Source organism: Amycolatopsis sp. CA-128772, from assembly GCF_002904295.1.
Lineage (GTDB): Bacteria > Actinomycetota > Actinomycetes > Mycobacteriales > Pseudonocardiaceae > Amycolatopsis.
Genome location: NZ_PPHG01000074.1, coordinates 46,177 through 69,376, shown reverse-complemented (window position 1 = coordinate 69,376; position 23,200 = coordinate 46,177). Strand labels below are relative to the sequence as shown.

Genomic DNA, 23,200 nt, shown 5'->3' with positions numbered 1-23,200 from the left:
GAATGTAACTGCTCGTGCCCCGGCTGCCACCGGGGCGACGCAGCGCGCCGGGAATCAGGGCGGGCCCGGTCCACTTCGGTGCTCGCAGGGTGCCGCGCCGAAATGGACAAAATGGCTCCCAAAAGGACGACGGCCCCGCCCGGGGCACCCCGCCCGGCGCACCGGCGGCCGGGGCGCCCCGCCCGGCGCACCGGCGGCCGGGGCGCGAGGGCCGTGGCCGAGACCTCGCCGCAACCCACCGCAACCCCACCGACGGCCTCCCGGGCCGGCGCACCGCGACCGGCCCGGAAACGACCCCTCAGGACTTGAGGACCTCCGCCAGCGCCTCATCCACCGCGGCCACGTCCTCCGGCAGCAACCCGAACATCGTGAAGTGCCCGAGTGGACTGTCGATCACCCGCAGCTGCGCACCCTCGATCAGGGCGACATCCGGCTCATGATCCACCGCCGGGAAGAACTCGTCCCCGCCGAACGGGTACACGAAGAAGCGGGCCGTGATACGTCCCAGTGCCGCCGCCATGTCGCCGCCCGTCTGGGCGCTCACGTCCGCCGCGCGCCACTTTGCGGCCTGGCAGAGGAGGTTGTTCGGGTCCATCGGGGCGAAGTGGCCGCGCATGAAGCCGAGGGTGAACTCCTCCACCGCCGAGAAGCCGAGCCGGCGCCAGACCTCCTTGCGGAAGAAGTCGCGGCTGGTCGCCGCCGCGGCGAAGGCCGTCGCGTGGCGGGCCAGGCCGATGTGGACGTCGTCGGAGTCGGTGTACGAGCCGTTCGCGAAGGCCGGGTCCGAGCGCAGCAGCTCCGTGTGGACGTCGATGAACAGCTGGTTCTGCACCGGCGTCTTCGCCGTGGCCGCGAACACGCCCGCGCGCTGCACCAGGTCCGGGTGGCGGACCGCCCAGTCGTACGTCTGCAGCCCGCCCATCGACCAGCCGATCACCGCGTGCAGGGTGGTGAGGCCGAAGTGCTCGGTCACCAGGCGGTGCTGGGCGCGCACGTCGTCGGCGATCGTGACGGCCGGGAACCGCGGTCCGTCGAACGGTGCCGGGGTGTTGCTCGGCGAAGAGGACAGACCGCTGCCGAGCTGGTCGGGCAGGATGATGAAGTACCGGGACGGGTCGAGCGCGCGGCCCTCGCCGATCAGGCCCTCCATCGCCGCCGACGTGCCCGAGTACATGTGCGGCACGAGCACGGCGTTGTCGCGCGCCGCGTTGAGGCGGCCGTGCGTGCGGTACGCCAGCCGTGCGTCCGGCAGGGTCACCCCACTGTCCACTGTGAACGCCCCGAGGGCGAAGTGCTCGTGCGGTCCCTGCACCGCTGCCGTGTAGTAGTCGCGGCCCATCGTGACCTCCCGGGGATCGTGGTGCCCCAGACTTTCCCCGCCCCGATCCACGCGTCTTCTCCGCCGCTGCGCGGTCGGCCCAGCGCCGCACGCGAAGAGAGTCCCGCGCGACGGCCGCCGTTAACGTGGTTTCCACGGCGGTCTTGCCCGTTCCCGGTGGCCGGCGCGTCCCGGTACCGCCCGCGGTAGAGAGGATGACCCCATGGCCAGTGCGGCCGAAGAACTCGATGCAGTCGTCGTGGGTGCCGGCTTCGCCGGGCTTTACATGCTTCACCGCCTCCGCGGGCAGGGGCTGTCCGTCAAGGTCTTCGAAGCGGGGGCCGACGTCGGTGGCACCTGGTACTGGAACCGCTACCCGGGCGCCCGGTGCGACGTGGACAGCCTCAACTACTCCTACTCCTTCGACCCGGACCTCGAGCAGGACTGGGAGTGGACCGAGAAGTACGCGAGCCAGCCGGAGATCCACGCCTACCTCCGGCACGTCGCCGACCGCCACGACCTGCGCCGGGACATCGTCCTGCAGACGCGCGTGACGACGGCGGTGTTCGACGAGGACACCTCGCGGTGGACCGTCCGCACCGACGGCGGGCACGAGGTGTCGGCGCGGTTCTGCATCATGGCCACCGGCTGCCTTTCGACGCCGAAGTTCCCGGAAGTGCCCGGCCTGGAACGGTTTTCCGGCCCCTGGTACCACACCGCGCGGTGGCCGGCGGACGACCCCGGCTTCCGCGGGCAGCGCCTCGGCGTGCTCGGCACCGGGTCCTCGGGCGTGCAGGCCATCCCGTTCCTCGCCGCGCAGGCGAGTGAGCTGACGGTCTTCCAGCGCACCCCGAACTTCGTCTTCCCCGCCTTCAACGGGCCCATCGACCAGTCCGTCGTCGCGGAGACCAAGGCGCACTACCGGGACGTCCGCACGGCGGCCCGCCAGTCGCTCTTCGGCGTCGCGATGGACATGCCGACGCAGTCCGCCCTCGAGGTGACCGACGCCGAGCGCCGCGCGGTCTACCAGGAGTGCTGGGACCGCGGGCACGTCTTCGCCCTCGTGCAGTCCTACACCGACCTCATCTTCGACGCCGGGTCCAACGAGACCGCCGCCGAGTTCCTCCGCGAGAAGGTCCGCGACCGGGTCACCGACCCCGAGCTGGCGCGCAAGCTGGAGCCGCGCGGCTACCCGTTCGCAACCAAGCGTCCCTGCCTCGACACCGGCTACTACGAGACCTACAACCGCGAGCACGTGCACCTGGTGGACCTGCGCGAAGAGGACCTCGTCGAGATCACCGCGAACGGCGTGCTGACCTCCGAGCGCGAGTACGAGTTCGACAGCCTGGTCATCGCGACCGGCTTCGACGCGATGACCGGCGCGCTGCTCGCCGTGGACATCCGGGGCCGCGACGGCGTCGCGCTGCGGGACAAGTGGCGCAACGGCCCGGAGACCTACCTCGGGGTCGCGGTGGCCGGCTTCCCGAACCTGTTCACGATCACCGGCCCGGGCAGCCCGTCGGTGTTCGGCAACATGATCGTCTCGATCGAACAGCACGTCGAGTGGATCGGCGACCTGGTCGACCACATGGCCCGGCACGACCGGGCCGTCGTCGAGGCGGTGGACACCGCCGAGAAGGAGTGGACCGAACACGTCCGCGCGGTGAGCGACATGACGCTCCTGCCGCAGGCGGACTCGTTCTACCTCGGCGCCAACGTCCCCGGGAAGCCGCGGGTCTTCATGCCCTACGTCGGCGGGGTCGGGCCGTACCGCGCGAAGTGCGACGAAGTCGCCGGGAACGGCTACGAAGGGTTCGTGTTGCGGTGAGCCGAACGGCCGCCGACCCCGCAACGGCAGAGATGCCGGGCGCGGGCGGCGGGTGTGACGCTGGCAGCACGGCTGGATCACCGGCGGGGCGGATCGCTCGCCCGCCCGGAATGTCAACCACGGAATCAAGGAGGTGACCGCGATGGGCCAGGATGCCGGAACCCGCGCGGTGGTGCTGGGCGGCAGCATTGCCGGCCTGTTTGCGGCCAGGGTGCTCGCGGACGCCTACGACGAGGTCCTGATCGTGGACCGCGACAAGCTCGTCGGTGTCAAGGGCGTGCGGCGGTTCTGCCCGCAGAGCCACCAGGCCAACGGTCTGCTCGCCCGCGGCGTGCAGGTGATGGAGGAGCTCTTCCCGGGCCTCACCCAGGAAATGGTCGACTACGGCGTGCCGACCGGCGACCTGTCCGGGTCCTGCCGCTGGTACGCCCGCGGCAACCGGCTCAAGCAGCAGCACGCCGGGCTGACCACGCTCGGGGTGGTGCGGCCGCTGTTCGAGTGGTTCATCCGCGAGCGCGTGCAGCAGTTCCCCAACGTGACGTTCGTCGAGGAGCACGACATCCTCGGCCTCACCACGACGGCCGACAAGAGCCAGGTCACCGGCGCCCGCGTGCAGAAGCGCGGCACGGACCACGACGAGGTCATCGAGGCCGACCTGGTGGTCGACGCCACCGGCCGCGGCTCGCGGACCCCCGTCTGGCTGGAGCAGCTCGGCTACGAGAAGCCCTTCGAGGAGCGCAAGAAGATCGACCTCGGCTACGTGACGCAGCACTTCCGGCTGCGCAAGGGCGCCAACGGGTTCCAGAACGACGTGGCGATCAACCAGATCGCGCACGCCGCCGTGCCCCGCGGCAACGTCTTCTTCCTGGTCGAGGACGGCAAGGTCGAGCTGACCACCTACGGCATCCTCGGCGACCACCCGCCCACCGACTACGACGGCCTGATGGCGTGGCTGAAGTCCCTGCCCGCCAAGGACGTCTACAACACGCTGCGGTACGCCGACCCGGTCGACAAGGCGATGCCGTTCAAGTTCCCGACGACGCTGCGCCGCCACTACCACACGCTGCGCCGCTTCCCCGAGGGCCTGCTCGTCACCGGGGACGCCGTCACCACGTTCAACCCGGTGTACGCCCAGGGCATGAGCGTCGCCGCGCTGTGCGCCCTGGTGCTGCGCCAGCACCTGCACAGCGGGGCCGCGCCGGTGCCGCAGGACTACTTCCGCGACCTGGCCACCGACGCCATCGACCAGGCGTGGGAGATGACCAACCAGATCGACCTGAGCCTGCCGGGCGTCGAAGGCGAGCGCCCGCTCAAGGTGAAGGTGGGCAACTGGTTCCTGAAGCGGGTGCAGATCGCCGCCACCCGCGACGGGGCCATCACCGCCGAGTACTTCAAGACGGCGGGGCTCGTCCAGAAGCCGGAGGCGCTGATGAAGCCGGGCTTCGCGCTGAAGGTGCTGTGGAAGTCGCTGTTCGGCCCGGCGAAGGAAAGCCGGGAGCCGTACACGTTCCCGGTGGCCGAGGGCGTCGAACCCGCGTTCGGCGAAACCGCCGAGCTGCCGAAGGCGGCATGACCGTTCTCCCTGTTCACCACGGCCACGACAGTCCTTTCGGGACTGTCGTGGCCGTGCCCGTATGGGCGTTCCCACCACTGGAGTACCGATGACCACCGCCCACCGGACGTGTCCCATCTGCGACGCCGTCTGCGGACTGAAGATCGATCTCGACCCCGCCGGCCGCGTCACGAAGGTGCGCGGTGACACCGACGACCCGTTCACCGCCGGCTACATCTGCCCGAAGGGCGCCAGCCTCGGCCAGCTCGACGAAGACCCCGACCGCCTCCGCCACCCCATGATCCGCGAAGGGGACGAGTGGCGGGAAGCCTCCTGGGACGAGGCGTTCGAGGCCGTCGAGCGCGGGATCGCCGGAGTGATCGAGAAGCACGGTCGGGACGCGGTCGCCGTCTACTTCGGCAACCCGACTTACCACACGATGGCCGGGTTCCTGTACCGCATCCCGCTGATCCAGTCGCTGGCGACGAAGAACGTCTACTCCTCCGGCACCATCGACCACATGCCCAAGCACGTCGCCTGCGCGCACCTCTACGGCGACCCGTTCGCCATCGCCGTGCCGGACATCGACCGCACCGACTACCTGCTCGTGCTCGGCGCGAACCCGATGGAGTCGCACGGTTCCCTGTTCTGCGCCCCCGACATGCCCGCGCGCCTGCGGGCGCTGCGCGAGCGCGGCGGCAAGCTCGTCGTCGTCGACCCGCGCCGGACCCGCACCGCGAAGAACTGCGACGAGCACTTCTTCGTCCGGCCGGGCACGGACTCGGTGCTGCTGCTGGGCATCGTCCACACGCTGCTGCAGGAGAACCTGGCCAAGGTCACCCTCGACGTCGCCGGGCTCGACGAGCTCCGCACCCTGACGGAGGAGTTCTCGCCGGCGGCGGCCGAGGTGCTGTGCGGCGTGCCCGCGGCCGACATCGCGCGGATCGCCCGCGAGCTGGCCGCGGCGCCGACGGCGGTCGTGTACTCGCGCATGGGCGGGTCGGTGGTGGAGTTCGGGACGATCACGCAGTGGCTGGTCGACGTGATCAACATCCTGACCGGCAACCTGGACCGCCCCGGTGGCCCGATGTTCACCCGGACCGCCGCGCTCGAGGTGTTCCGCACCGGGCAGCCGTTCGAGCACGGCCGCTGGCACAGCCGCGTGAAGGGCTTCCCGGAGGTGCTCGGCGAGCTGCCGACGGCCACCCTGCCGGACGAGATCGAGACGCCGGGTGAAGGGCAGGTCCGGGCGCTGATCAACATCGCCGCCAACCAGGTGGTGGCGGCGCCCAACGGGCCGCGGTTCGGGCGGGCGTTCGACTCGCTGGACTTCATGGTCTGCGTCGACCCGTACCTCACCGAGACCACCCGGCGCGCCCACGTCATCCTGCCGCCGCCGCGCATCCTGCAGATGCCGCACTACGACTTCCTGATGCAGATCGTCATGGTGCGCAACTACACCCGCTACTCCCCGGCGGTGCTGCCGCTCGAAGCGGACCAGCGCTCGGAGGCGGAGATCCTGGCCCGGCTGACGCTGATCGCGGGCGGCGCGCCCCTGCAGGTGCCGGCGGCCGCCGTCGACGAGGGTTTCATCGAGCAGCTGCTGACCGGCGCCACCCAGATGCCGGGCTCGCCGGTCGAGGGCATGGACGTCGCCACGCTGCGCGCCACCATCGAGGGCGACGACGGGCCCGAGCAGATCCTGGACACCCTGCTGAAGTTCGGGCCCTACGGCCTTTCCCTGGCGAAGCTCAAGGAGAAGCCGAACGGCATCGACCTCGGCCCGCTCGAGCCGCGACTGAAGGAACTGGTGTGCACGCCGTCCGGCAAGATCGAGCTCACCCCGGAGCCGATCGTCGCCGACTTCGCGCGGCTGCGCGCCCGGCTGGCCGCGCCGGTCCCGGAGATGCTGCTGATCGGCCGGCGCCAGCTGCGGTCCAACAACAGCTGGCTGCACAACGTCCCGTCGCTGGTCGGCGGCAGCAACCGCTGCACCCTGCACGTCAACCCGGCCGACGTCAGCCGGCTCGGGCTGGGTGAAAGGGCGGTCGTGCGCTCATCGGCGGGCGAGCTGGTCGTCGAGGTCGAGCCGACCGACACGATCATGCCGGGCGTCGTGAGCCTCCCCCACGGCTGGGGGCACGCGGGCAGCTCGCAGCGCATCGCCGCGCAGCACCCCGGGGTCAACGCGAACGCGCTGACCGACGAGCTGGTCGTGGACGTCCCGTCGGGCAACGCGGTGTTCAACGGCGTACCGGTCACGGTCAGCCCGTGCGCACTCTGACGAACAGGAGATCACGGATGGCGGAAGGCAAGCGCAAGCACGGCCTGCGGGCCCTGGGGGTCTACGGCCTGCTCGTCGTGATCCCGGTGCTGGCCAGCATCCTCCTGCTGACCCGGGAGGGCACCCGGACGGGGGCCGCGGCCAAGGCGGCCGCGGCGGCCGGCCACCCGGTGGCCCAGCTGCTCCTGGCGATCGCGGTCGTCATCGCCGCGTGCAAGGCGACCGGCTGGGTGATGCGGCGGATCGGCCAGCCGCCGGTGGTCGGCGAGATCGCCGCGGGCATCGTGCTCGGCCCGTCACTGCTCGGGACGATCTGGCCGGCGGGCGCGTCCGCCGTGCTGCCGGCCGCGATCATGCCCCAGCTGAACGTGCTGGCCCAGGTGGGCATCGTGCTGTTCGTGTTCCTCACCGGGCTCGAGCTCAACACGCGGCTGATCCGCGGGCGCGGGCACCTGGCGCTGGTGGTCAGCCACGTCAGCATCGCGGTGCCGTTCGTGCTGGGCATCCTGCTCGCCGTGGTCGCCTACGCCAAGTTCGCGCCGAAGGGCGTCGGCTCGCTGCCGTTCGCCCTGTTCATCGGGGTTTCGATGAGCATCACGGCGTTGCCGGTGCTGGTCCGGATCCTCAAGGACACCGGCATGTTCCACAGCCGCGTCGGGGTGGTCGCGGTGACCTGCGCGGTGGTCGACGACGTCACGGCGTGGTCACTGCTGGCGCTGGTGGTCGCGCTGATCACGGCGTCGTCGATGCTCGGCGTGCTGCTGACGCTCGGCCTGGCGGCGGCGTTCGCCGGCCTGCTGTACTACGTCGTCCGCCCGCTGCTGGCGAGGTTCTTCACCCGCACGTCGGAGCCGGTCCTGCGCCGCGTCGCCCCGCTGGCCCTGGTCGGTGTGCTGCTGTGCGCGATGGCCACGGACTGGATCGGCGTGCACGCGATGTTCGGCGCGTTCATGTTCGGCCTGGTCTTCCCGCGCGGCAACGTGGTGGAGCAGTGGCTGCACGAGAACGCGAGCGGCCTCACGACGGCGTTGATGCTGCCGTTGTTCTTCGCCTACAGCGGCCTCCGCACGAACATCGGGCTGCTGGCCGATCCGGCGCTGTGGCTGTGGTGCGCGGCGATCCTGGTGGTCGCGGTGGTGGGCAAGCTGGTCAGCGCCACGGTGGCGGCCCGCAGCGTCGGGGAGAGCTTCTGCCGGGCGCTGCAGATCGGCGTCCTGATGAACTGCCGGGGCCTGACCGAGCTCATCGTCCTGAACGTGGGCCTGGACCTCGGGGTGCTGTCGCCGGAGATGTTCACGATGCTGGTCCTGATGGCCCTGATTTCGACGGCGATGACGGCCCCGATGGCGCAGTACCTGGACAAGCGGGCGGGCCGCCGCGAGGCGCGGCTGCAGGCCGAAGTGCACTAGCTGGAGCACAAGGTGGACGACGAGCTGCCCAGGGCGGCTTGACCGGGGAACGCAGAACGGGTTGCCGGCCTCGGCCGGCAACCCGTTCTCCTCTGCTGTTCAGGCGAACCGCAACGGCAGCGCGTTCGGCCCGTGGATACCGATCGGCGGCCGCCACGTGAACGGCCCCGCCACCGCCGGCACCCCCAGCCGCGTCGCCAGGGCCGGCAAGGCCTCCGCCAGTTCCGCCTTGGCCAGCGCGATGCCCAAGCAGTGGTGCGGTCCCGCGCCGAACTGCAGCAGCGGGGCCTCGCACGGCACGGTGATGTCGAACTTCGCACCGTTGCGGAACACCCGGGGATCGCGCTGGGCCGCCGTGACGCACACCGTCAGGAACGTGTCCTTCGCGATCGGCAGGCCCTGGTACTCGAAGTCCTCCGCGGCGAACCGGTAGATCGTCGGCGAGGACGGGAGCCAGCGCATCACCTCGTCGACCGCCTGGTCCGCCAGGTCCGGCCGGTCACCCAGCAGGCGCCACTGGTCCGGGTGGCCGGCGAACGCCACCATCGCGTTGGCCAGCTGGTGGCGGGTCGTGTCGTGGGCCGCGAACACCGTGGTGACGATGAGGTTCCGCAGCTCCGCCGCGCTCACCGAAGAGTCGTCCTGCCGGGCGGCCACCAGGGCCGAAATCAGGTCGTCCCCGGGTAGCGCTTTCTTGCGGGACACCAGCGCGTCGATGTACTCGCCCAGCCCGACGAGCGCGGCCTCCACGCGGGCCACGACGTCGCCCCCGAGCGCGATGCTGAACACCAGGCCGACGTCCGTCGTCCAGGTGTGGAAGAGCTCGTGGTCCTCCGGCGGCACGCCGAGCATCTCGCTCATCACCGCCAGCGGCAGCGGGTTCGCGAAGTCCCCGATGAACTCGCACGCCCCGGCCTCGGCCAGGTCCCCGGCCAGTTTCTCGGCCCGGGCCCGGATGAACGGGCGCAGCCCGGCGATCATCTTCGGCGTGAACGCCTTGCCCACCAGGCCGCGCAGGCGGCGGTGGTGCGCCCCGTCGTGGTTCATGATCATCGGGACGAACCAGTCGTGGATCGGCCCGCCGGTGACGCCGTTCATCTCCATGAAGCGCTTGCCGTTGTGGTTCAGCCGCTGGTCCCGCAGCAGGGCGTGGCCCTCCGCGTAACGCAGGACGAACAGGCCGACCGGGCTCTCCGCGTACCAGCTCCGCGCCTGCGCCTCGGCCACTTCCGGCGTGCCGAAGCCGAACCCGGGTGCGGTGACGTCCAGGAAGGGCACCGGTGTCCCACCGTCCACTGTGGTCGCCATGCCCGTGGTTACTGCTGCGGAGCGGCGAAGTAGTCGCGCACGACGCTGATCTGGTTCTCCATCATGCCCATCAGCCCCTGCACGATCTCCGGCGCGGCGTCGTCGGTGACCATGAATTCCCGGCGGTACTCGAGGAAACTGCGGCCGGGCTCGTTGGTCACCGGGAAGACGCGGTAGGTGGCGACGTAGTCGTAGAGGCAGAGCACCGGGGCCAGCGTGCGGTAGGTGAGCGAACGGTCCACCTCGTTGCGCCCGGCGACTTCCTGCTGCACGAGCCCCTGGTTCTGCAGCATGGTGAACTCGTACCGCGACGGCACCAGTTCCGGCGCCCCGCCGTCGACCCAGTGCGAGTTCCCGACCGTGTCCCCGAACAGGATCTTCACCAGGTTCAGGACGTTGCGGATCTCGGCCCACACCGTGTCCGGGTCGGCGTCGAGCACGGTGGTCTGGTACATCGTGTGCTTCGGCTTGATTGTCACGAGAGCTCCGGGTGTTCGAGGGGAACCGTCATCGCAAGTTAGCCGGAATGCCTTCCGGCACGGAACATTCGAGCGTGCGAACCTGCGCTCACCCGGCCAGCAGACGCCGGTTCCGCCACGTCGGCGGCTTCCGGCCGAGGACCGGTGCGAGGTCCTCCAGGGACTGCTGCAGGACGCGAAGGTCGTCGGCGACCAGGGCCTGCGGGCCGTCGCAGCGGGCCTCTTCGGGGTGCGGGTGGACGTCGACGAGCACGCCGTCGGCGCCCACCGCGATCGCCGCGCGCGAAAGCGGCAGCACGAGGTCGCGCCGCCCGCCGGAGTGCGACGGGTCGATCATCACCGGCAGGTGCGAAAGGCGTTGGACCACCGGCACCGCCGAGATGTCGAGGGTGTTGCGGGTGGCCGTCTCGAACGTGCGGATTCCGCGCTCGCACAGCACGATGTCCAGGTTGCCGCGCTGGGCGATGTATTCGGCGGCCATCAGCCACTCTTCGATGGTGGCGCTCATCCCGCGCTTGAGCAGCACCGGCTTGCCGGCCTCGCCGACGGCCTGCAGCAGCCCGAAGTTCTGCATGTTCCGCGTGCCGATCTGCAGCATGTCGGCGTACCGGGCGACCATTTCGACGTCGTGCGCCGCGACCACCTCGGTGACGACCGGCAGGCCGGTTTCGGCCCGGACGTCGGCCAGGATCCGCAGGCCGAGCTCGCCGAGGCCCTGGAACGCATACGGCGACGTGCGCGGCTTGAACGCGCCGCCGCGCAGCAGGGTCGCCCCCGCGGCCTGGGCCATCCGCGCCGCTTCCAGGGTCTGCTCGGGCGTCTCCACCGCGCACGGGCCGGCGATCAGGGTGACGCTGTCCGGGCCGATCGGCACGCCGCGGACGTGCACCGTGGACCGCTCCCGGTGGTGCTCCAGGCTGACCAGCTTGTACTTGGCGGAGATCCGGGTGACGCTGCGCACCCCCCGCATCCCGCCGAGGTTGAGGGCCTCGAACCGGTCGACCTCGCCGACCAGCCCGATGACCGTGCGGCTCACCCCGCGGCTGACGAAGGCTTCGCCGCCTGCCGCCGTCACACGGTCGACGACCGCTTCGACGTCCCCGGCCGTGGCATCGACAGCCATGACGATGACCATGATTTCCGCACCCTCCAGCGCTACGGCTTCCGCCGCCGGCGGGCGCCGGCGGGTCGGCTGCTGGATCGAGCATCCGGCCGGGCGGCGGAAACCTGCGTCTCCACGGGTGCGGCGGTTTCAGTTCCCCGGCGTGAAGAACTGCGCCAGGCCCGCGTAACCGACCTCGCGCAGGCGCAGGCCGGACGTCGTCGCGTAGGCGTCGTCGGCCCGCAGGCCCACGCCCTCGACGACGCGGTTCATGAAGTTGAACAGGGCGCACACCTGGATCGCGTCGTGCAGGGCGTGGTCGTCCCAGCCCGCGGCGAACACGGCTCCGGCGTCGGCCTCGGTCATCCGGGACGGCGTCCGGGTCAGCTTGCCGACGTAGGCCAGCACCGGCCGGAACTTCTCGTCCACCGGCGCGGTGTCGAGGTCGCGCACCGCGGCGGCGAGCAGCCCTTCGGGGATGCCGAAGGCCTCCGCGGTGATCGTGTGGATCCCGTGGCAGTAGCCGCAGCTGTTCACGCCCGACACGTAGGCCGCGATCAGCTCGCGCTCGCCCGGGGTGAACGGGGATTCGGCCCGCATCACCTGCTCGTGCAGGTCCAGCAGCGGCCGGGCCGGTCCGGGGTAGGCCTCGAAGACGTGCAGCAGCCGGGTTTCAGCCGGCAGGGACTTCAGGTAGGACATCGGGATCTCCGTCTCCGTCGGCCAGTCGGTCGATTTCCCCGCGCCGCAGCGAACAGGCGGTCAGGTAGGCGATCGAGGCCGGACCGGCCTCGGGCACGGCGGCGGCGACGCGCTCGGCGGCCTCGACCCACGCGCCCCGCAGCGCGGCGGGGGACGAGGTCCCGGGCGGGTCGCCGACGGTGTCCCGGACCGTGCGCCAGCGCGCGCACCCGGCCGCGACCAGGCCGGGGAACCCGAACCCGGCCACGCCGTGGCGGGCCTGGTCGACCGCCTGCGTCACCAGGCCGGGGTCGTCGGCGAGCCGCGCGAACCCCACCCCGGCCAGCAGACGGGGCGCGTCGAGGCCCAGCAGGATGACGCCCACCTCGGTCGAGCCCGGGTCGTCGATCGCGGGGAGGGCGAACCGCGTGTCAGGCACCCGTCACCACCGGGACGCGCTCGTGGCGCAGGCTGTGCGCGATGGCCGCGGCCACCCGCGCGGTCGTCACGCGGTGGCCGTCGATGTTGCGCGCGGCCGGGCCGAGCATCAGCCCGGCGGCCGCGCCGACCACCGAAACGCGGGGAGCGAGGGTGTAGCCGAGCGTCCGTTCGTCCAGGTCCGGCCAGCCGTCCCGTTCACCCACGAGGTCCGGGGGCAGCAGCCCGGCGCCGCTGGCCGGCGTGGTGCCGAGGGCCAGCACGGCGGTGTCCGCCTCGACCAGGCGCCCGCTCTCCAGCCGGCAGACCACGCCGTCGCCGATCTCCTTGACCGCCTCGCCGCGGTGGACGACCAGCCGCCCGTCGGCTTCGGCCTGCTGCAGCAGCGGCCGGAACTCGAACATCACCGACGCCCGCCGGTGGCGGCGCATCAGCTCCAGGCGGCCGGCCCGGTCGACGCCGTCGAAGCGGGCCCGGCCCTCCGGGCGGAAGAACGACGAATTGACGTCGGCGCACTGGTAGCGCTCGGCGGTTTCCCGGACCACCCAGTGCACCTGGCGGCCCGCCTCGAGCGCGCCGGTGATCAGGTGCGCCGCGGTGAGCCCGGCGCCGACCACGATCTGGCGCCGCGCGCCCGCGGGCACCGGTTCGTCCCAATAGGACACTCCGGCCGGCGGCCGTCCCCCGCCCCACCAGGCGTCGGGCGCCGGGCGGCGCTCCTCGCCGAGGCAGAGCACGGCGTGCTGCGCGGTGACGGTGAACCGGTTCGCGCGCACGGTGACCGCGTCGGACGTCGGCAGCACCTCGCGCACGGACGCCTGCCACGTCTTCTCCGCGACGTGGTGGCTCGTGACCAGGTGGTCGCAGTAGGCCTCGAAGACGTCGACCGGCACGACCGAGCGGTGCCCGGCCTGCGCCATCCGGACCTCCCGGCGTTCGGTGCGGGTCAGCCGCGACCAGTGCAGCCGGGCGAAGTCCAGCAGCTCGCAGTCGCGGAACCCCTCCACGCCGGGGTGGTGCTCGTACGGCGAGCGCAGCACGCGCTGGCCGAGGCGGTCGATCCGGCCGAAGAACCGCCCGCACGGACGGCCGGTCCGGTCGAGCACCACGACGTCGCGGACGCCGTGGTGCCACAGCGCGGACGCGACCGCGAGCCCCGCCGGGCCGGCCCCGACGATGACGACGTCGGCGGCGTTCCCCGGAGTGCCGCCGGAGCCGGGGGCGGCGGGCGCGGGCAGGCGCGGCCAGTCACGTCCGCGGGGCGATTCGAGCAGGTGCGGCTCCGGCACGAACTTGATCACGGGGCCCCTGCCGGGCTCAGTCGACGACGGTGATCGGCACGATCAGCTCGATCACCGGGCGCTGCTGCATCCCGTCGCTGACCAGCTGGTCCAGGGTCGCCTGGGACTGCTCGGCGCTGTCGGTGGCGATCGGGCTGTAGCGGGAGTAGAAGTACCCCGGCTTGCGGCCGCTCGTCTCCATCGAATACATCTTCAGCACCGACTCACCCGGGCGGACCTCGCCGTCGTAGAAGGTGAGCCGCCGCTGGTCGGGCGTCATGAAGCTCTTCGAAAACTGCGGGGACATCACCGCGGTGCCGGGGTCGTCGACGAACGTCGAGTCCTCGTCCAGCACCGCCTGCATGGCCACCCAGGTGCGGTCGGTCAGGTTCGTCTCGGCCTTGATGACCTGCCAGCGGCCGGGCTCCGGCAGGGTCACGTTGACCGCGACGTCGTGGTCGGTCGTGTCGATCGCGCCGGTGATCATCAACACCCGGCGGCCGAGGTCGGCCACACCGGTCATCTGAATGTCACGGGCCCGCACGCGACCGGAGACGTCCAGTCCCGGCAATTCAGGTGATGACATGGTGCAGCCTCCTATGTTGAAGACCCCAGTAATGTGGGCTGACCAGCAAACACAAAAAGGCTTTCACACGCCTTGAGAGGCTGTCAAGGTGAGGAATGCATGATCGACGACGCGTGATCGGCGCGGCCGGTGGGGACATCCGGGCTAACCCGTTCGGCCTAGGCGCCTTCCGGGCTGCTCGGCTCCTCGCGGGCCGGTGTGGTGTTCCCGGCCGCGTCGCCGGGGTCGGCGTCGGGGGCGCCGAGGTAGCGGATCGCGAACGATGAATCCGCCCGCCGCAGCAGCACTTTCAGCACCAGACCCGGTTTTACCGAGACAATGAAATTGCTGCGGTCCCGTGGGTCGCCGAATATGTCGTAAATCAGGAATGCGGATCCGTCGCCGACCGCGAACAATGCGTCGTACATGACGTTCCGCTCGGCCTGCGACGCCGATTCGGCCCACTCTTCCAGCAATTCGAACCCATCGGTGAGCTGGAGGCGCATCGCCATCAGCCGGCCTCCCCATCAACGTCCGTCGGAAACCCGGGACGGGTCGCGGGCCTGGTCCGCGCCGGGCTCGGTGACACTCCGGCCCACACAGCGTCCAGTCTGGCCGGGACGCGGCGGCGCGGGCATCTCCGACCGTGCCGTGCCGCGCCGGGCGGATCCGCCATACCGCGGGGATTGCGCAGTGCACAAGACGTCCCGCCGAAGCCGTGCGGTGTGCACTCGGGGGGCAGGAGTTCCGCACACCGCCCGGTGACGACACCGGCGTCCGCACAGGAGGTGCCCCATGACCGACCACCCCGCCCCGCACGGCGGCCCGGCCCCGCAGTCCCCGGCCGGTGCGGCCGCGCGCCAGCGCACCTGCGCGGCGTGCGGCGCGGCGTTCGAGCCCGGCCGGCGGACCGAGCTCGAAGTGCTGATCGACGGCGAAATCCGGTACGTGGCGGTGCATTCCGGGCACAGCACGCACGCTCCGGCGCGCGAGCGGCTGGCCACGTCCCGGCTGCCCGCGGCACGGACGGCACCGGCCCGCGAAGCCGCGGCCTGACCCGCCCGGTCCGCACTGCGGGAGACGTGGGTGGCGCGGCGTCGGTGCGAACGTGGAAGGGCCGGCTGGGAGACGAGCGCCCGCGTTCGGGGCCAGTTTCCCTCCGCCGCCCGCGGTTTCTCTCGCTCGCGCCGAAAGGAAGCACCATGACCACGACCGAGGTGTCGCCCGCCGACCAGGCGGCCGTCGCAGTGCTCACCCAGCGGCTCCTCGCGGCCTGGGTCCACCAGGACGCCGCGTCGATCGCCGATCTGTTCACCGAGGACGGCACGCTGATCCTGCCCGGCATCTTCAAGCAGGGCCGCCCGGACATCCAGGCCTTCTTCAAGGACGCCTTCGACAACCAGTACGCCGGCACCCAGGTCGTCGGCAAGCCGATCGGCCTGCGGTTCCTCGGCGCCGACGTCGCGCTGCTGCTGTCCTCGGGCGGTGTCGTGGCGGCCGGCGAGACCGAGGTGTCCGACGCCCAGGCCATCCGCGCGTCCTGGTTCGCCGTGCGCACCGACGGCCAGTGGAAGCTCGCCGCGTACCAGAACACCCCGGCGAAGCACGGCCTGCCGGTCCCCGGCACGACCACCTCCGCGGCATGACCGGCGCCCTCCGCCGCGTCCCCCCGGGACCCCCGCGCCGGGCGGCCCCGGGGATCCTGCGCAAGCTGCGCGCGGACCGGCTGGGCCTGATGAGCGAGGCCGTCCGCGAGTACGGCGACGCGGTGCGGGTGGCGATCGGCCCGAAGACGCTTTACATCTTCAACCACCCCGACCACGCCAAGCACGTGCTCGCGGACAACGCGGCCAACTACCACAAGGGCATCGGCTACACCGAGGCCAAACGCGCGCTGGGCGACGGGCTGCTGACGTCGGAGGGCGCGCTGTGGAAAGAGCAGCGGCGCACCATCCAGCCGGTGTTCCAGCACAAGCGGATCGCCGCGCAGGCCGACGTGATCATCGACGAGGCGCTCCGCCTGGTCGGCCGGCTCACCGCCCACCGGGACACCGGCCGGCCGGTGGACGTGCTGACCGAGGTCACCGCCCTCACCCTGGGCGTGCTCGGCAGCACCCTGCTGGACATCGACCTCGGCGAGTTCGACGGCGTCGAGCACTCCTTCGAGGCCGTCCAGGACCAGGCCATGTTCGAGATGGAGACCCTGGGCCTGGTGCCGCGGTGGCTGCCGCTGAAGGGGCAGCGGGCGTTCCGGTCGGCGCGCGACCACCTCCAGGAGGTCGTCGGGATCCTCGTCGAGCGGCGGAAGGCGCAGCCGTCCGCGGCCGGCGACGACGTGCTGACCCGGCTGATCGCCTCCACCGCCAAGGAGAGCGACCGGCGCGTCGCCGACCGGCGCATGCGCGACGAGCTGGTCACCCTGCTGCTGGCCGGGCACGAGACGACCGCCAGCACGGTCGGCTGGACGCTGGACCACGTGAGCCGGCACCCGGAGGTCCGGGAGCGGCTGCACGCGGAGGCGGTGGCGGTCTACGGCGACCGCCGTCCGGAGTACGCGGACCTGACGCGCCTGCGCTACACCCACATGGTGCTGCAGGAGGCCATGCGGCTGAATCCGCCGGTGTGGATCCTGCCGCGCCGGGCGGTCGCCGACGACGAGGTCGGCGGCTACCACGTGCCGGCCGGCGCCGAGGTGCTGATCTGCCCGTACACCCTGCACCGGCACCCGCGGTACTGGCCGGAGCCGGAGCGGTTCGACCCGGACCGGTTCGACCCGGACAAGCCGGTGGACCGCCCCCGCTACGCCCACATCCCGTTCGGCGCCGGTCCGCGGTTCTGCGTCGGCAACCACCTGGGGCTGATGGAGGCCACCTTCATCATCTCCACGCTGCTGCGCGAGCTGCACTTCGAAACGGTGCCCGGCCGGACGGTCGTGCCCGAGCCGATGATGTCGCTGCGCCTCGGCGGCGGCCTCCCGCTGACCGTCCGCTCGTTCCCGGACGCCGGCCGTTCCGCGGCCTGACCCCGTCCCACGTCGCGAAAGTGAGTGAAGTACATGAGTGACCAGGCGGAGAGCCCCTACGGTCTGCCCGAAGAGCACCCGAAGGCGGCGGATTTCGCGAAGCTGCGTGCCGCCATCGCCGACGAACGCGTCCGTGAGCACTTCCCGTTCCGGTTCCTGGCGGCCAACGAGACCTTCGCCCGCCTGGTCGACGCGACGGCGCACCGGATCCTGGCGTCGATCGGCGCCCTGCCGACCGCCGACGGCATTTCGGTGCCGCAGGCCAAGCGGGACCTGTCGATCCCGTGGCGCCGGACGATCCCGCTGCACTTCCTCTACGAAAAGCTGTCCGACTCGGGGATCTTCGCCCGCGAGGGCGGCCGGTACGTCCCCGGCTCGGCGGCCGTCCCGGTGTGGGACGACGTTGCGGCCGAGCTCGCCGCGCGGGAGCCGGGGGCCGCCGTCGCCGCCGACATCCTGCAGACCCTGGTCGACGAGGCGAAGAAGTTCTTCGCCGGCGAGGCCACCGGCGACGAGATCCTCTTCGCGCCGGCGCAGCTCCCGTTGTGGCTCAAGTACTTCTCGAACGACAACCTGCTGTACTCGATCAACAACAAGGTGGGCGCGGAGGCGCTGTCCCGCCTGGTGCCCGCGGGCGGGATCGAGATCCTGGAGATCGGCGGCGGCTGCGGCAGCGGCGCCGAGCAGGTGCTGCGCACGCTCGGGACCGACGTCAAGCGCTACCGGTTCACCGAGGTGGCCGAGACGTTCGCCCGGCACGGCGAGAAGGCGGCGGCCGCGGCCGCGTCGCCGTCGACGACGGTCGAGTCGGCCCGGATCGACATGACGCTGCCGTGGGAAGCGCAGGGCGTCGAGCCCGGCACGTTCGACGCGGTGTACGCGGTCAACTGCTTCCACGTGGCGCCCGACCTCGACTTCGTCGTCGCCGAGGCGGCGAAGGCGCTGAAGCCGGGCGGGGCGGTCGTCGTCTCCGAATGCGTGCGGCCCACGAAGCTCGCCCGGCCGATCCACGCCGAGATCATCTTCGACTTCCTGGACAGCTTCACCGACGTGATGACCGACCCGGTGAAGCGGCCGACGCACGGCTTCCTGACCCCGGCGGCCTGGCGCGCCACGTTCGAGGCGGCCGGGCTCGGCGACGTGACGGTGCTCCCGGACGTCGACGCGATCGCCGAGGAGTACCCCGACTTCGTCGTGGGCGCCGTGATCGCCCGCGCGGCGCGGTAGGGCCCGCGATGGTCGCCGGACTGGTCCGGTTCGCCGTGCGCCGGTCGCTGCGGGACACCCGGTACGTCCGGGTCGTCCCGCGGCGCCGGGCCACGGGCCTGGTCGCCGAGGTGTACCGGCAGGTCGAGCGCGATTTCAGCATGCTCGCCCCGCCGGTCGCCCTGCACTCCGCGGCGCCGGAAGCGCTGGCCGCCGCGTGGACGGTCCTGCGGGAAACCCTGCTGGCCCAGGGGGTCGCCGGCCGGGCCGCCAAGGAGGCGGTGGCCACCGGGGTGTCGGTGGCGAACAGCTGCCCGTACTGCGTGGACGTGCACGGCATGACGCTGGCCGCGATCCCGGCCGGACCGGACACGGCCGCCCTCGAGGCGTGGGCGCGCGCGTCCGCGACGGGGACGGCGGACGCACCGCCGTTCCCGCCGGCGCACGCGCCCGAGCTGGTCGGCGTGGCCGTGGCGTTCCAGTACTACAACCGCATGGTCAACGTGTTCCTGCGGGAGTCGCCGTTCCCCGCCCACGTACCGGAATCGGCCAAGCCGCAGGCGCGGCGCGTGCTCGGCGGCGTGCTGCGGCCGCCGTCGGGGCCGGGCCCGCGGGCGGGCGACTCGGTGGGCCTGCTGCCGCCGGCCCCGCTCCCGGAGGACCTGGGCTGGGCCCGGCCGAACGCGGTCGTGGCCGATGCGTTCGCCCGCGCCTACGCGGCGACGGAGGCCGCGGGCGAACGCTCGGTGCCGCCGGCCGTCCGCACGCTGCTGCACGACCGGCTGTCCACCTGGGACGGACAGCCGCCGGGCCTCAGCCGCGCCTGGCTCGAGGAAGCGGTCGCCGGCCTCACCGAGGCGGACCGCCCGGCCGGCCGGCTCGCGCTGGCCGTGGCGCTGGCGTCCTACCAGGTCGACGAGGGCCTGGTCGACGCCTTCCGCGCCACGGCCCCCGCCGACGCGACGCTGATCGAGCTGGCGGCGTGGGCCGGCATGGCGGCGGCCCGCCGGGTCAGCACCTGGCTGGCCGGCAGCCTGGACCCCGCGTGAGCGCGCGGTAAACGGCGAACTCGCGTGTTCGGTGGACAGTGTCGTCCGGCCGGGCACGCGAGTTCGCCACCGGGCAGCGACCCTCCAATCACGCGAGATGACTCCCCAGACACGCGAGATGACCCTCCGGGCAGGCGGGCCGGCCGGCTTGGGTGCGTGAGCCGGCCGGCTTGGGTGCTTTGGTCGGCTCTTTGCGTGCCGCAACCCCGAAGCCTGATTGTGACTACGGCCGGCGACACCGCGTCAAGGCGGGAAAGCGTGCCTTGACCCGGTGCCGCCGGCCGTGTTCTGACTTCGGATCGGGGTTGCGGGGGGACTGGGTGGCGTGGGGTTTTGTTGCGCTCTCGGCCGCCGGTTGGTGGTGTGGGCTGCCGCGGGTGGGATTCTCGGGCGCCGGTGTGTGGCGGGAGGGTCGGCTTGCGTGCCTGGACCGTCGGCTTGCGTACCTGGGGGGTCGGCTGCGGAGGCCGAAAGAAACAGCCGACCCGATCTACCGCGGCAGCGCCGAGCGGCGCCATGCTTCCGGGCCGTTCCCCCAGCCTCCGCCGGCCCACGCCGAACGCGTGGGTGGCGGGGACTCCTGCGCGGCGGCGGCGAGCCCGGCCAGCACCGTCACCAGTGCCGCCAGGCTCGCGTCGTCCGCTTCGCCGCGTACGACCAGGACCAGTTCCTTCGTCACACCCGCCCCCGTCAGATCGGCAGGTTGCCGTGTTTGCGGGCCGGGGCGGGTTTGCGCTTGTCGCGCAGCATTGACAGGCCCCGGGCGATCGCCGCTCGGGTGTCGGCCGGGTCGATTATGTCGTCGACCAGGCCGCGCTCGGCGGCGTACTGCGGGTTCAGGTACTCCTCGGTGTACTCCGCGACGAGGCGGGCTCGCAACGCCGCCGGGTCCGGGGCGGCCGCGAGGTCACGGCGGTGCAGCACGTTCACCGCGCCCTCCGCCCCCATCACCGCGATCTCGTTCGTCGGCCAGGCCAGTGACAGGTCACAGCCGATGGACCGGGAGTCCATCACGATGTACGCGCCGCCGTAGGCCTTGCGCAGGATCACCTGGATCCGCGGGACGGTCGCTTCGCAGTAGGCGTGCAGCAGCTGCGCGCCCTGGCGGATGATGCCGCCGCGCTCCTGCTCGACGCCCGGCAGGAAGCCGGGGACGTCGACCAGGCTGACCAGCGGGATGCCGAAGGCGTCGCAGAACCGCACGAACCGGGCCGCCTTCTGTGACGCCGGCCCGTCGAGCACCCCGGCGAACACCACCGGCTGGTTGCCGACGAGCCCGACCACCCGGCCGTCGACGCGGGCGAGCGCGCACAGCACGTTGCGGGCCCAGCCCGCGTGCAGCTCGAAGAACTCTTCGTCGTCGGCGATCTCGGCGAACACGTCCCGCATGTCGTAGGGCTGGTTCGGTTCCGACGGCACGATCTCCGCCAGTTTCGGCCGGTAGTCCTCCACCGCCCCGGTCGGGGCGGTCACCGGCGGCTGCTCGAGGTAGTTCGACGGCAGCAGGGAAATCAGGTGGCGCACGTCGGCGAGGCATTCCTGCTCGTCGTCGTGCACGACGGTGGCGACCCCCGAATGCGACCCGTGGACGTCGGCCCCGCCGAGTTCTTCGTGGCTGACGCGCCGTCCGGTCACGGCCTCGACCACGTCGGGGCCGGTCAGGTACATCCGCGCGGTGTCGCGCACCATGAAGGTGAAGTCGGCCAACGCCGGCGAGTAGGCGGCGCCGCCGGCGCACGGCCCGAGGATCACGCTGATCTGCGGGATCACGCCGGACGCCTCGACCTGGCGGCGGAAGATCCCGCCGTAGCCGTCGAGCGCGAGCACGCCCTCCTGGATCCGCGCGCCCCCGCTGTCGTTCAGGGCGATCACCGGGGCACCGTTGGCCACGGCGAGGTCGAGCACCTTCTGGATCTTCGCCGCGTGCGCCTGCCCCAAGGACCCGCCGAAGAGGGTGAAGTCCTGGGCGTAGACGAACACGCGGCGGCCGTCGATCGTGCCGGAGCCGGTGACGACGCCGTCGGTGTGCGGCCGGTTCGCGGCCAGCCCGGGCCCGGTGGCCTGGTGACGGCGGTACGGCTCAAGCTCCAGGAACGAGTCCTCGTCCAGCAGGAGCGCGAGCCGTTCCCGGGCGGTGAGCTTGCCCAGCGAATGCTGGCGCCGCACCGCGTCGAGCTTCCCGTCGACGATGTGCCCGCGCAGCTCACGCCGGCGCTGCCGCAGCAGCGGCATGCCGGGTGGCGGCGCGGGCACGGAGTCGGCCGTGGCGAGCGCGATCACCTGGGCGTCGCCGGTTTCCGCGCTCCGGCCGAGCCGGCGGCGCCCGGCGCGGAGTTCGGCCGGGACGGGCACCACGTCCGTCTCGTCCGCGCGCTGGGCGCCGCTGTCGGAGGGACCGCTCACGCGGCATCCCTCATCCGCTCTTCCCGGTCACGCTCGATCTCGGCGACGATGTCCGACCACACGATGCCCCGGCCGAGCCGCGGCATCGGGTGGGTGATCACCTCGGCCGGCGCGCTCGCTTCGGGAACGAGCCGCACCGGTGCCGCACCGGACTCCGGGCGTCCTGCCTCACTGGCGGTCACGGGTAGACCTCCTCCATCACCGCGGTCCCGGCTCGTCCGGGACCGGCATCCTTGTGCGGCGTCTTCACGCCGCGCGGGCGCGGGCGTCCACGTTGTGGTAGCCACCGCCGTAGAAGACGAGCGCGTGCTCGCCGGTTCCCGAGCTGGCCGCGACCACGCGGCCGAGGAAGATCGAGTGGTCACCACCCTGCACGACCTGCGCCACCTCGCACTCCAGCCAGGCCAGCGCGCCGGTGAGCAGCGGCGCGCCGGTCTGCGTGCCGAGGGTGCAGGCCACGCTGTCGAACTGGGCCATCCCGTCCGGCCGCCGCCAGTCGGCGAAGTACTTCGACAGGCCCTGCTGGTCCGACGCGAGGATGTTCACCGCGAACGAGCCGGCGGCGACGATCGACGAGTGCATCCGGGCCGCCTTCGACACGCAGCAGAGCACGAGCGGCGGGTCCAGCGACACCGACGTGAACGCGTTCGCCGTCATGGCGTGCGCGCCCTCGCCGCCGACGGTGAGCACCGTGACGCCCGTCGCGAAGCGTGACATCACCTGCCGCAGCGCGGGTTGCGGCGAGAGGTCCCGCCGGCCCGGCGACTTCGGCAGCCGCTTCAGCGGCCGCCGTTCGACGGAGTTCCCTCCTGCTTGGGCCACTTCACGCTCCCTTGCCGTTGAGCACCGAAGCCACCGTGTACGGCCTCAGTGCCTCCAGCAGCGCTTCGGGCACCCGGGCCGGCGCGGTCGCGTTGTTCGGCCCGCGCATGCACGCGATCCGCTGCCGCCCGCGCGCCACCAGCCGCTCGCCGTCCGGGTGCAGGTGCACGTAGTCGAACGTGAACTGCAGCTGCGTCTGGGTCAGCTGCTCCAGGCGCATCCGGATGGACAGCTCGTCGAACCCGGTGATCTCGGCGAAGTACTCGCACTCCACGCGGAGCGTGTAGAGCTTGAGGTCGCCGCGGATGTCCTCCAGGACCGCCGGAGCCTTCTCCAGGAGGAACATCTCGCGGCAGCGCCCCTGCCACCGCACGTAGTTGACGTAGTAGACGTTGCCCACCATGTTGGTCTCTTCGAAGCCGACCGTGTGGCGGAGCTCGTAGTAGTCGGTCAT

The 23,200-nt window shown here is 71.9% G+C and carries 23 protein-coding genes; 9 read left to right on the top strand and 14 right to left on the bottom strand.

From position 1 onward, the window contains the following. Positions 1-298: 298 nt before the first annotated feature. On the bottom strand, positions 299-1,339 hold the full coding sequence (locus C2L59_RS28435) for an alpha/beta fold hydrolase (protein WP_103352597.1): 1,041 nt from the start codon (positions 1,337-1,339) through the stop codon (positions 299-301). A gap of 202 nt (positions 1,340-1,541) precedes the next feature. Between C2L59_RS28435 and C2L59_RS28430 the strand changes: the two genes are divergently transcribed. The 4 genes from C2L59_RS28430 (at position 1,542) to C2L59_RS28415 (ending at position 8,391) form a co-directional block, all read left to right on the top strand. Further along, entirely contained in the window at positions 1,542-3,146 is a 1,605-nt protein-coding gene (locus C2L59_RS28430; protein WP_103352596.1) for an NAD(P)/FAD-dependent oxidoreductase, read from the top strand. Positions 3,147-3,288: 142 nt separating this feature from the next. Continuing rightward, positions 3,289-4,719 carry an NAD(P)/FAD-dependent oxidoreductase gene (locus C2L59_RS28425; RefSeq protein ID WP_103352595.1) on the top strand — a complete coding sequence of 477 codons (1,431 nt, stop codon included), beginning with the start codon at positions 3,289-3,291 and terminating at the stop codon, positions 4,717-4,719. 88 nt (positions 4,720-4,807) lie between these two features. Continuing rightward, entirely contained in the window at positions 4,808-6,982 is a 2,175-nt protein-coding gene (locus C2L59_RS28420) for a molybdopterin oxidoreductase family protein (RefSeq protein WP_103352594.1), read from the top strand. Between the two features lie 17 nt (positions 6,983-6,999). Beyond that, on the top strand, positions 7,000-8,391 hold the full coding sequence (locus C2L59_RS28415; RefSeq protein ID WP_103352593.1) for a cation:proton antiporter: 1,392 nt from the start codon (positions 7,000-7,002) through the stop codon (positions 8,389-8,391). A 99-nt stretch (positions 8,392-8,490) separates the two neighbouring features. Here C2L59_RS28415 and C2L59_RS28410 read toward each other — a convergent pair whose 3' ends face one another. The 8 genes from C2L59_RS28410 to C2L59_RS28375 all read right to left on the bottom strand — a co-directional run bounded on the left by C2L59_RS28410 (position 8,491) and on the right by C2L59_RS28375 (position 14,756). Beyond that, positions 8,491-9,699 (bottom strand): cytochrome P450, encoded by a 1,209-nt coding sequence (locus C2L59_RS28410; RefSeq protein ID WP_103352592.1) that lies wholly within the window; start codon positions 9,697-9,699, stop codon positions 8,491-8,493. 8 nt (positions 9,700-9,707) lie between these two features. Continuing rightward, positions 9,708-10,178 carry an SRPBCC family protein gene (locus tag C2L59_RS28405; RefSeq protein ID WP_103352591.1) on the bottom strand — a complete coding sequence of 157 codons (471 nt, stop codon included), beginning with the start codon at positions 10,176-10,178 and terminating at the stop codon, positions 9,708-9,710. 88 nt (positions 10,179-10,266) lie between these two features. Continuing rightward, positions 10,267-11,301: a 3-deoxy-7-phosphoheptulonate synthase gene (gene aroF / locus C2L59_RS28400; RefSeq protein WP_233223740.1), complete on the bottom strand. Its 1,035-nt coding sequence runs from the start codon at positions 11,299-11,301 to the stop codon at positions 10,267-10,269. A gap of 129 nt (positions 11,302-11,430) precedes the next feature. Beyond that, positions 11,431-11,982 (bottom strand): carboxymuconolactone decarboxylase family protein, encoded by a 552-nt coding sequence (locus tag C2L59_RS28395; RefSeq protein ID WP_103352589.1) that lies wholly within the window; start codon positions 11,980-11,982, stop codon positions 11,431-11,433. After that, complete coding sequence (locus tag C2L59_RS28390; protein ID WP_103352644.1) at positions 11,954-12,400, bottom strand: DUF6187 family protein; 447 nt, start codon at positions 12,398-12,400, stop codon at positions 11,954-11,956. Before C2L59_RS28390 ends, C2L59_RS28395 begins: the two co-directional genes overlap by 29 nt. Continuing rightward, complete coding sequence (locus C2L59_RS28385) at positions 12,393-13,700, bottom strand: FAD-dependent oxidoreductase (RefSeq protein ID WP_103352588.1); 1,308 nt, start codon at positions 13,698-13,700, stop codon at positions 12,393-12,395. The genes C2L59_RS28390 and C2L59_RS28385 overlap by 8 nt, the downstream gene beginning before the upstream one ends. Before the next feature lie 16 nt (positions 13,701-13,716). Then, positions 13,717-14,202, bottom strand: a complete 486-nt coding sequence (locus C2L59_RS28380; protein ID WP_199199297.1) for a DUF6423 family protein — start codon at positions 14,200-14,202, stop codon at positions 13,717-13,719. Positions 14,203-14,423: 221 nt separating this feature from the next. After that, positions 14,424-14,756 carry a DUF6235 family protein gene (locus tag C2L59_RS28375; RefSeq protein ID WP_233223737.1) on the bottom strand — a complete coding sequence of 111 codons (333 nt, stop codon included), beginning with the start codon at positions 14,754-14,756 and terminating at the stop codon, positions 14,424-14,426. Positions 14,757-15,039: 283 nt separating this feature from the next. Here C2L59_RS28375 and C2L59_RS28370 point away from each other — a divergent pair, with 283 nt between their 5' ends. The 5 genes from C2L59_RS28370 to C2L59_RS28350 all read left to right on the top strand — a co-directional run bounded on the left by C2L59_RS28370 (position 15,040) and on the right by C2L59_RS28350 (position 19,521). Next, positions 15,040-15,300: a hypothetical protein gene (locus tag C2L59_RS28370; protein WP_103352586.1), complete on the top strand. Its 261-nt coding sequence runs from the start codon at positions 15,040-15,042 to the stop codon at positions 15,298-15,300. Between the two features lie 146 nt (positions 15,301-15,446). Then, positions 15,447-15,890: an SgcJ/EcaC family oxidoreductase gene (locus tag C2L59_RS28365; RefSeq protein WP_103352585.1), complete on the top strand. Its 444-nt coding sequence runs from the start codon at positions 15,447-15,449 to the stop codon at positions 15,888-15,890. Beyond that, entirely contained in the window at positions 15,887-17,266 is a 1,380-nt protein-coding gene (locus C2L59_RS28360) for a cytochrome P450 (protein ID WP_103352584.1), read from the top strand. Before C2L59_RS28365 ends, C2L59_RS28360 begins: the two co-directional genes overlap by 4 nt. 33 nt (positions 17,267-17,299) lie before the next feature. Next, on the top strand, positions 17,300-18,493 hold the full coding sequence (locus C2L59_RS28355) for a class I SAM-dependent methyltransferase (RefSeq protein WP_233223735.1): 1,194 nt from the start codon (positions 17,300-17,302) through the stop codon (positions 18,491-18,493). Positions 18,494-18,501: 8 nt separating this feature from the next. Then, positions 18,502-19,521 (top strand): carboxymuconolactone decarboxylase family protein, encoded by a 1,020-nt coding sequence (locus C2L59_RS28350; RefSeq protein ID WP_103352582.1) that lies wholly within the window; start codon positions 18,502-18,504, stop codon positions 19,519-19,521. A gap of 490 nt (positions 19,522-20,011) precedes the next feature. On the opposite strand, the gene C2L59_RS28345 is transcribed toward C2L59_RS28350, so the two are convergent. The 5 genes from C2L59_RS28345 to C2L59_RS28325 all read right to left on the bottom strand — a co-directional run bounded on the left by C2L59_RS28345 (position 20,012) and on the right by C2L59_RS28325 (position 23,200). After that, on the bottom strand, positions 20,012-20,200 hold the full coding sequence (locus C2L59_RS28345; protein ID WP_103352581.1) for an acyl-CoA carboxylase subunit epsilon: 189 nt from the start codon (positions 20,198-20,200) through the stop codon (positions 20,012-20,014). A gap of 11 nt (positions 20,201-20,211) precedes the next feature. Next, positions 20,212-21,924 carry an acyl-CoA carboxylase subunit beta gene (locus C2L59_RS28340; RefSeq protein ID WP_103352580.1) on the bottom strand — a complete coding sequence of 571 codons (1,713 nt, stop codon included), beginning with the start codon at positions 21,922-21,924 and terminating at the stop codon, positions 20,212-20,214. Continuing rightward, positions 21,921-22,106, bottom strand: a complete 186-nt coding sequence (locus tag C2L59_RS28335; RefSeq protein ID WP_103352579.1) for a DUF6222 family protein — start codon at positions 22,104-22,106, stop codon at positions 21,921-21,923. Before C2L59_RS28335 ends, C2L59_RS28340 begins: the two co-directional genes overlap by 4 nt. Before the next feature lie 64 nt (positions 22,107-22,170). Continuing rightward, positions 22,171-22,746 (bottom strand): flavin reductase family protein, encoded by a 576-nt coding sequence (locus C2L59_RS28330; RefSeq protein WP_103352578.1) that lies wholly within the window; start codon positions 22,744-22,746, stop codon positions 22,171-22,173. A gap of 1 nt (position 22,747) precedes the next feature. After that, positions 22,748-23,200 carry a thioesterase family protein gene (locus C2L59_RS28325; RefSeq protein ID WP_103352577.1) on the bottom strand — a complete coding sequence of 151 codons (453 nt, stop codon included), beginning with the start codon at positions 23,198-23,200 and terminating at the stop codon, positions 22,748-22,750.

Coding starts and splice junctions, on each gene's coding strand:
- C2L59_RS28380 (WP_199199297.1), bottom strand. CDS start 14,202: ATGACCGGTGTGGCCGACCTCGGCCGCCGGGTGTTGATGATCACCGGC.
- C2L59_RS28350 (WP_103352582.1), top strand. CDS start 18,502: ATGGTCGCCGGACTGGTCCGGTTCGCCGTGCGCCGGTCGCTGCGGGAC.
- C2L59_RS28430 (WP_103352596.1), top strand. CDS start 1,542: ATGGCCAGTGCGGCCGAAGAACTCGATGCAGTCGTCGTGGGTGCCGGC.
- C2L59_RS28355 (WP_233223735.1), top strand. CDS start 17,300: ATGAGTGACCAGGCGGAGAGCCCCTACGGTCTGCCCGAAGAGCACCCG.
- C2L59_RS28420 (WP_103352594.1), top strand. CDS start 4,808: ATGACCACCGCCCACCGGACGTGTCCCATCTGCGACGCCGTCTGCGGA.
- C2L59_RS28375 (WP_233223737.1), bottom strand. CDS start 14,756: ATGGCGATGCGCCTCCAGCTCACCGATGGGTTCGAATTGCTGGAAGAG.
- C2L59_RS28425 (WP_103352595.1), top strand. CDS start 3,289: ATGGGCCAGGATGCCGGAACCCGCGCGGTGGTGCTGGGCGGCAGCATT.
- C2L59_RS28435 (WP_103352597.1), bottom strand. CDS start 1,339: ATGGGCCGCGACTACTACACGGCAGCGGTGCAGGGACCGCACGAGCAC.
- C2L59_RS28415 (WP_103352593.1), top strand. CDS start 7,000: ATGGCGGAAGGCAAGCGCAAGCACGGCCTGCGGGCCCTGGGGGTCTAC.
- C2L59_RS28410 (WP_103352592.1), bottom strand. CDS start 9,699: ATGGCGACCACAGTGGACGGTGGGACACCGGTGCCCTTCCTGGACGTC.
- C2L59_RS28325 (WP_103352577.1), bottom strand. CDS start 23,200: ATGACCGACTACTACGAGCTCCGCCACACGGTCGGCTTCGAAGAGACC.
- C2L59_RS28370 (WP_103352586.1), top strand. CDS start 15,040: ATGACCGACCACCCCGCCCCGCACGGCGGCCCGGCCCCGCAGTCCCCG.
- C2L59_RS28395 (WP_103352589.1), bottom strand. CDS start 11,982: ATGTCCTACCTGAAGTCCCTGCCGGCTGAAACCCGGCTGCTGCACGTC.
- C2L59_RS28360 (WP_103352584.1), top strand. CDS start 15,887: ATGACCGGCGCCCTCCGCCGCGTCCCCCCGGGACCCCCGCGCCGGGCG.
- aroF (WP_233223740.1), bottom strand. CDS start 11,301: ATGGCTGTCGATGCCACGGCCGGGGACGTCGAAGCGGTCGTCGACCGT.
- C2L59_RS28365 (WP_103352585.1), top strand. CDS start 15,447: ATGACCACGACCGAGGTGTCGCCCGCCGACCAGGCGGCCGTCGCAGTG.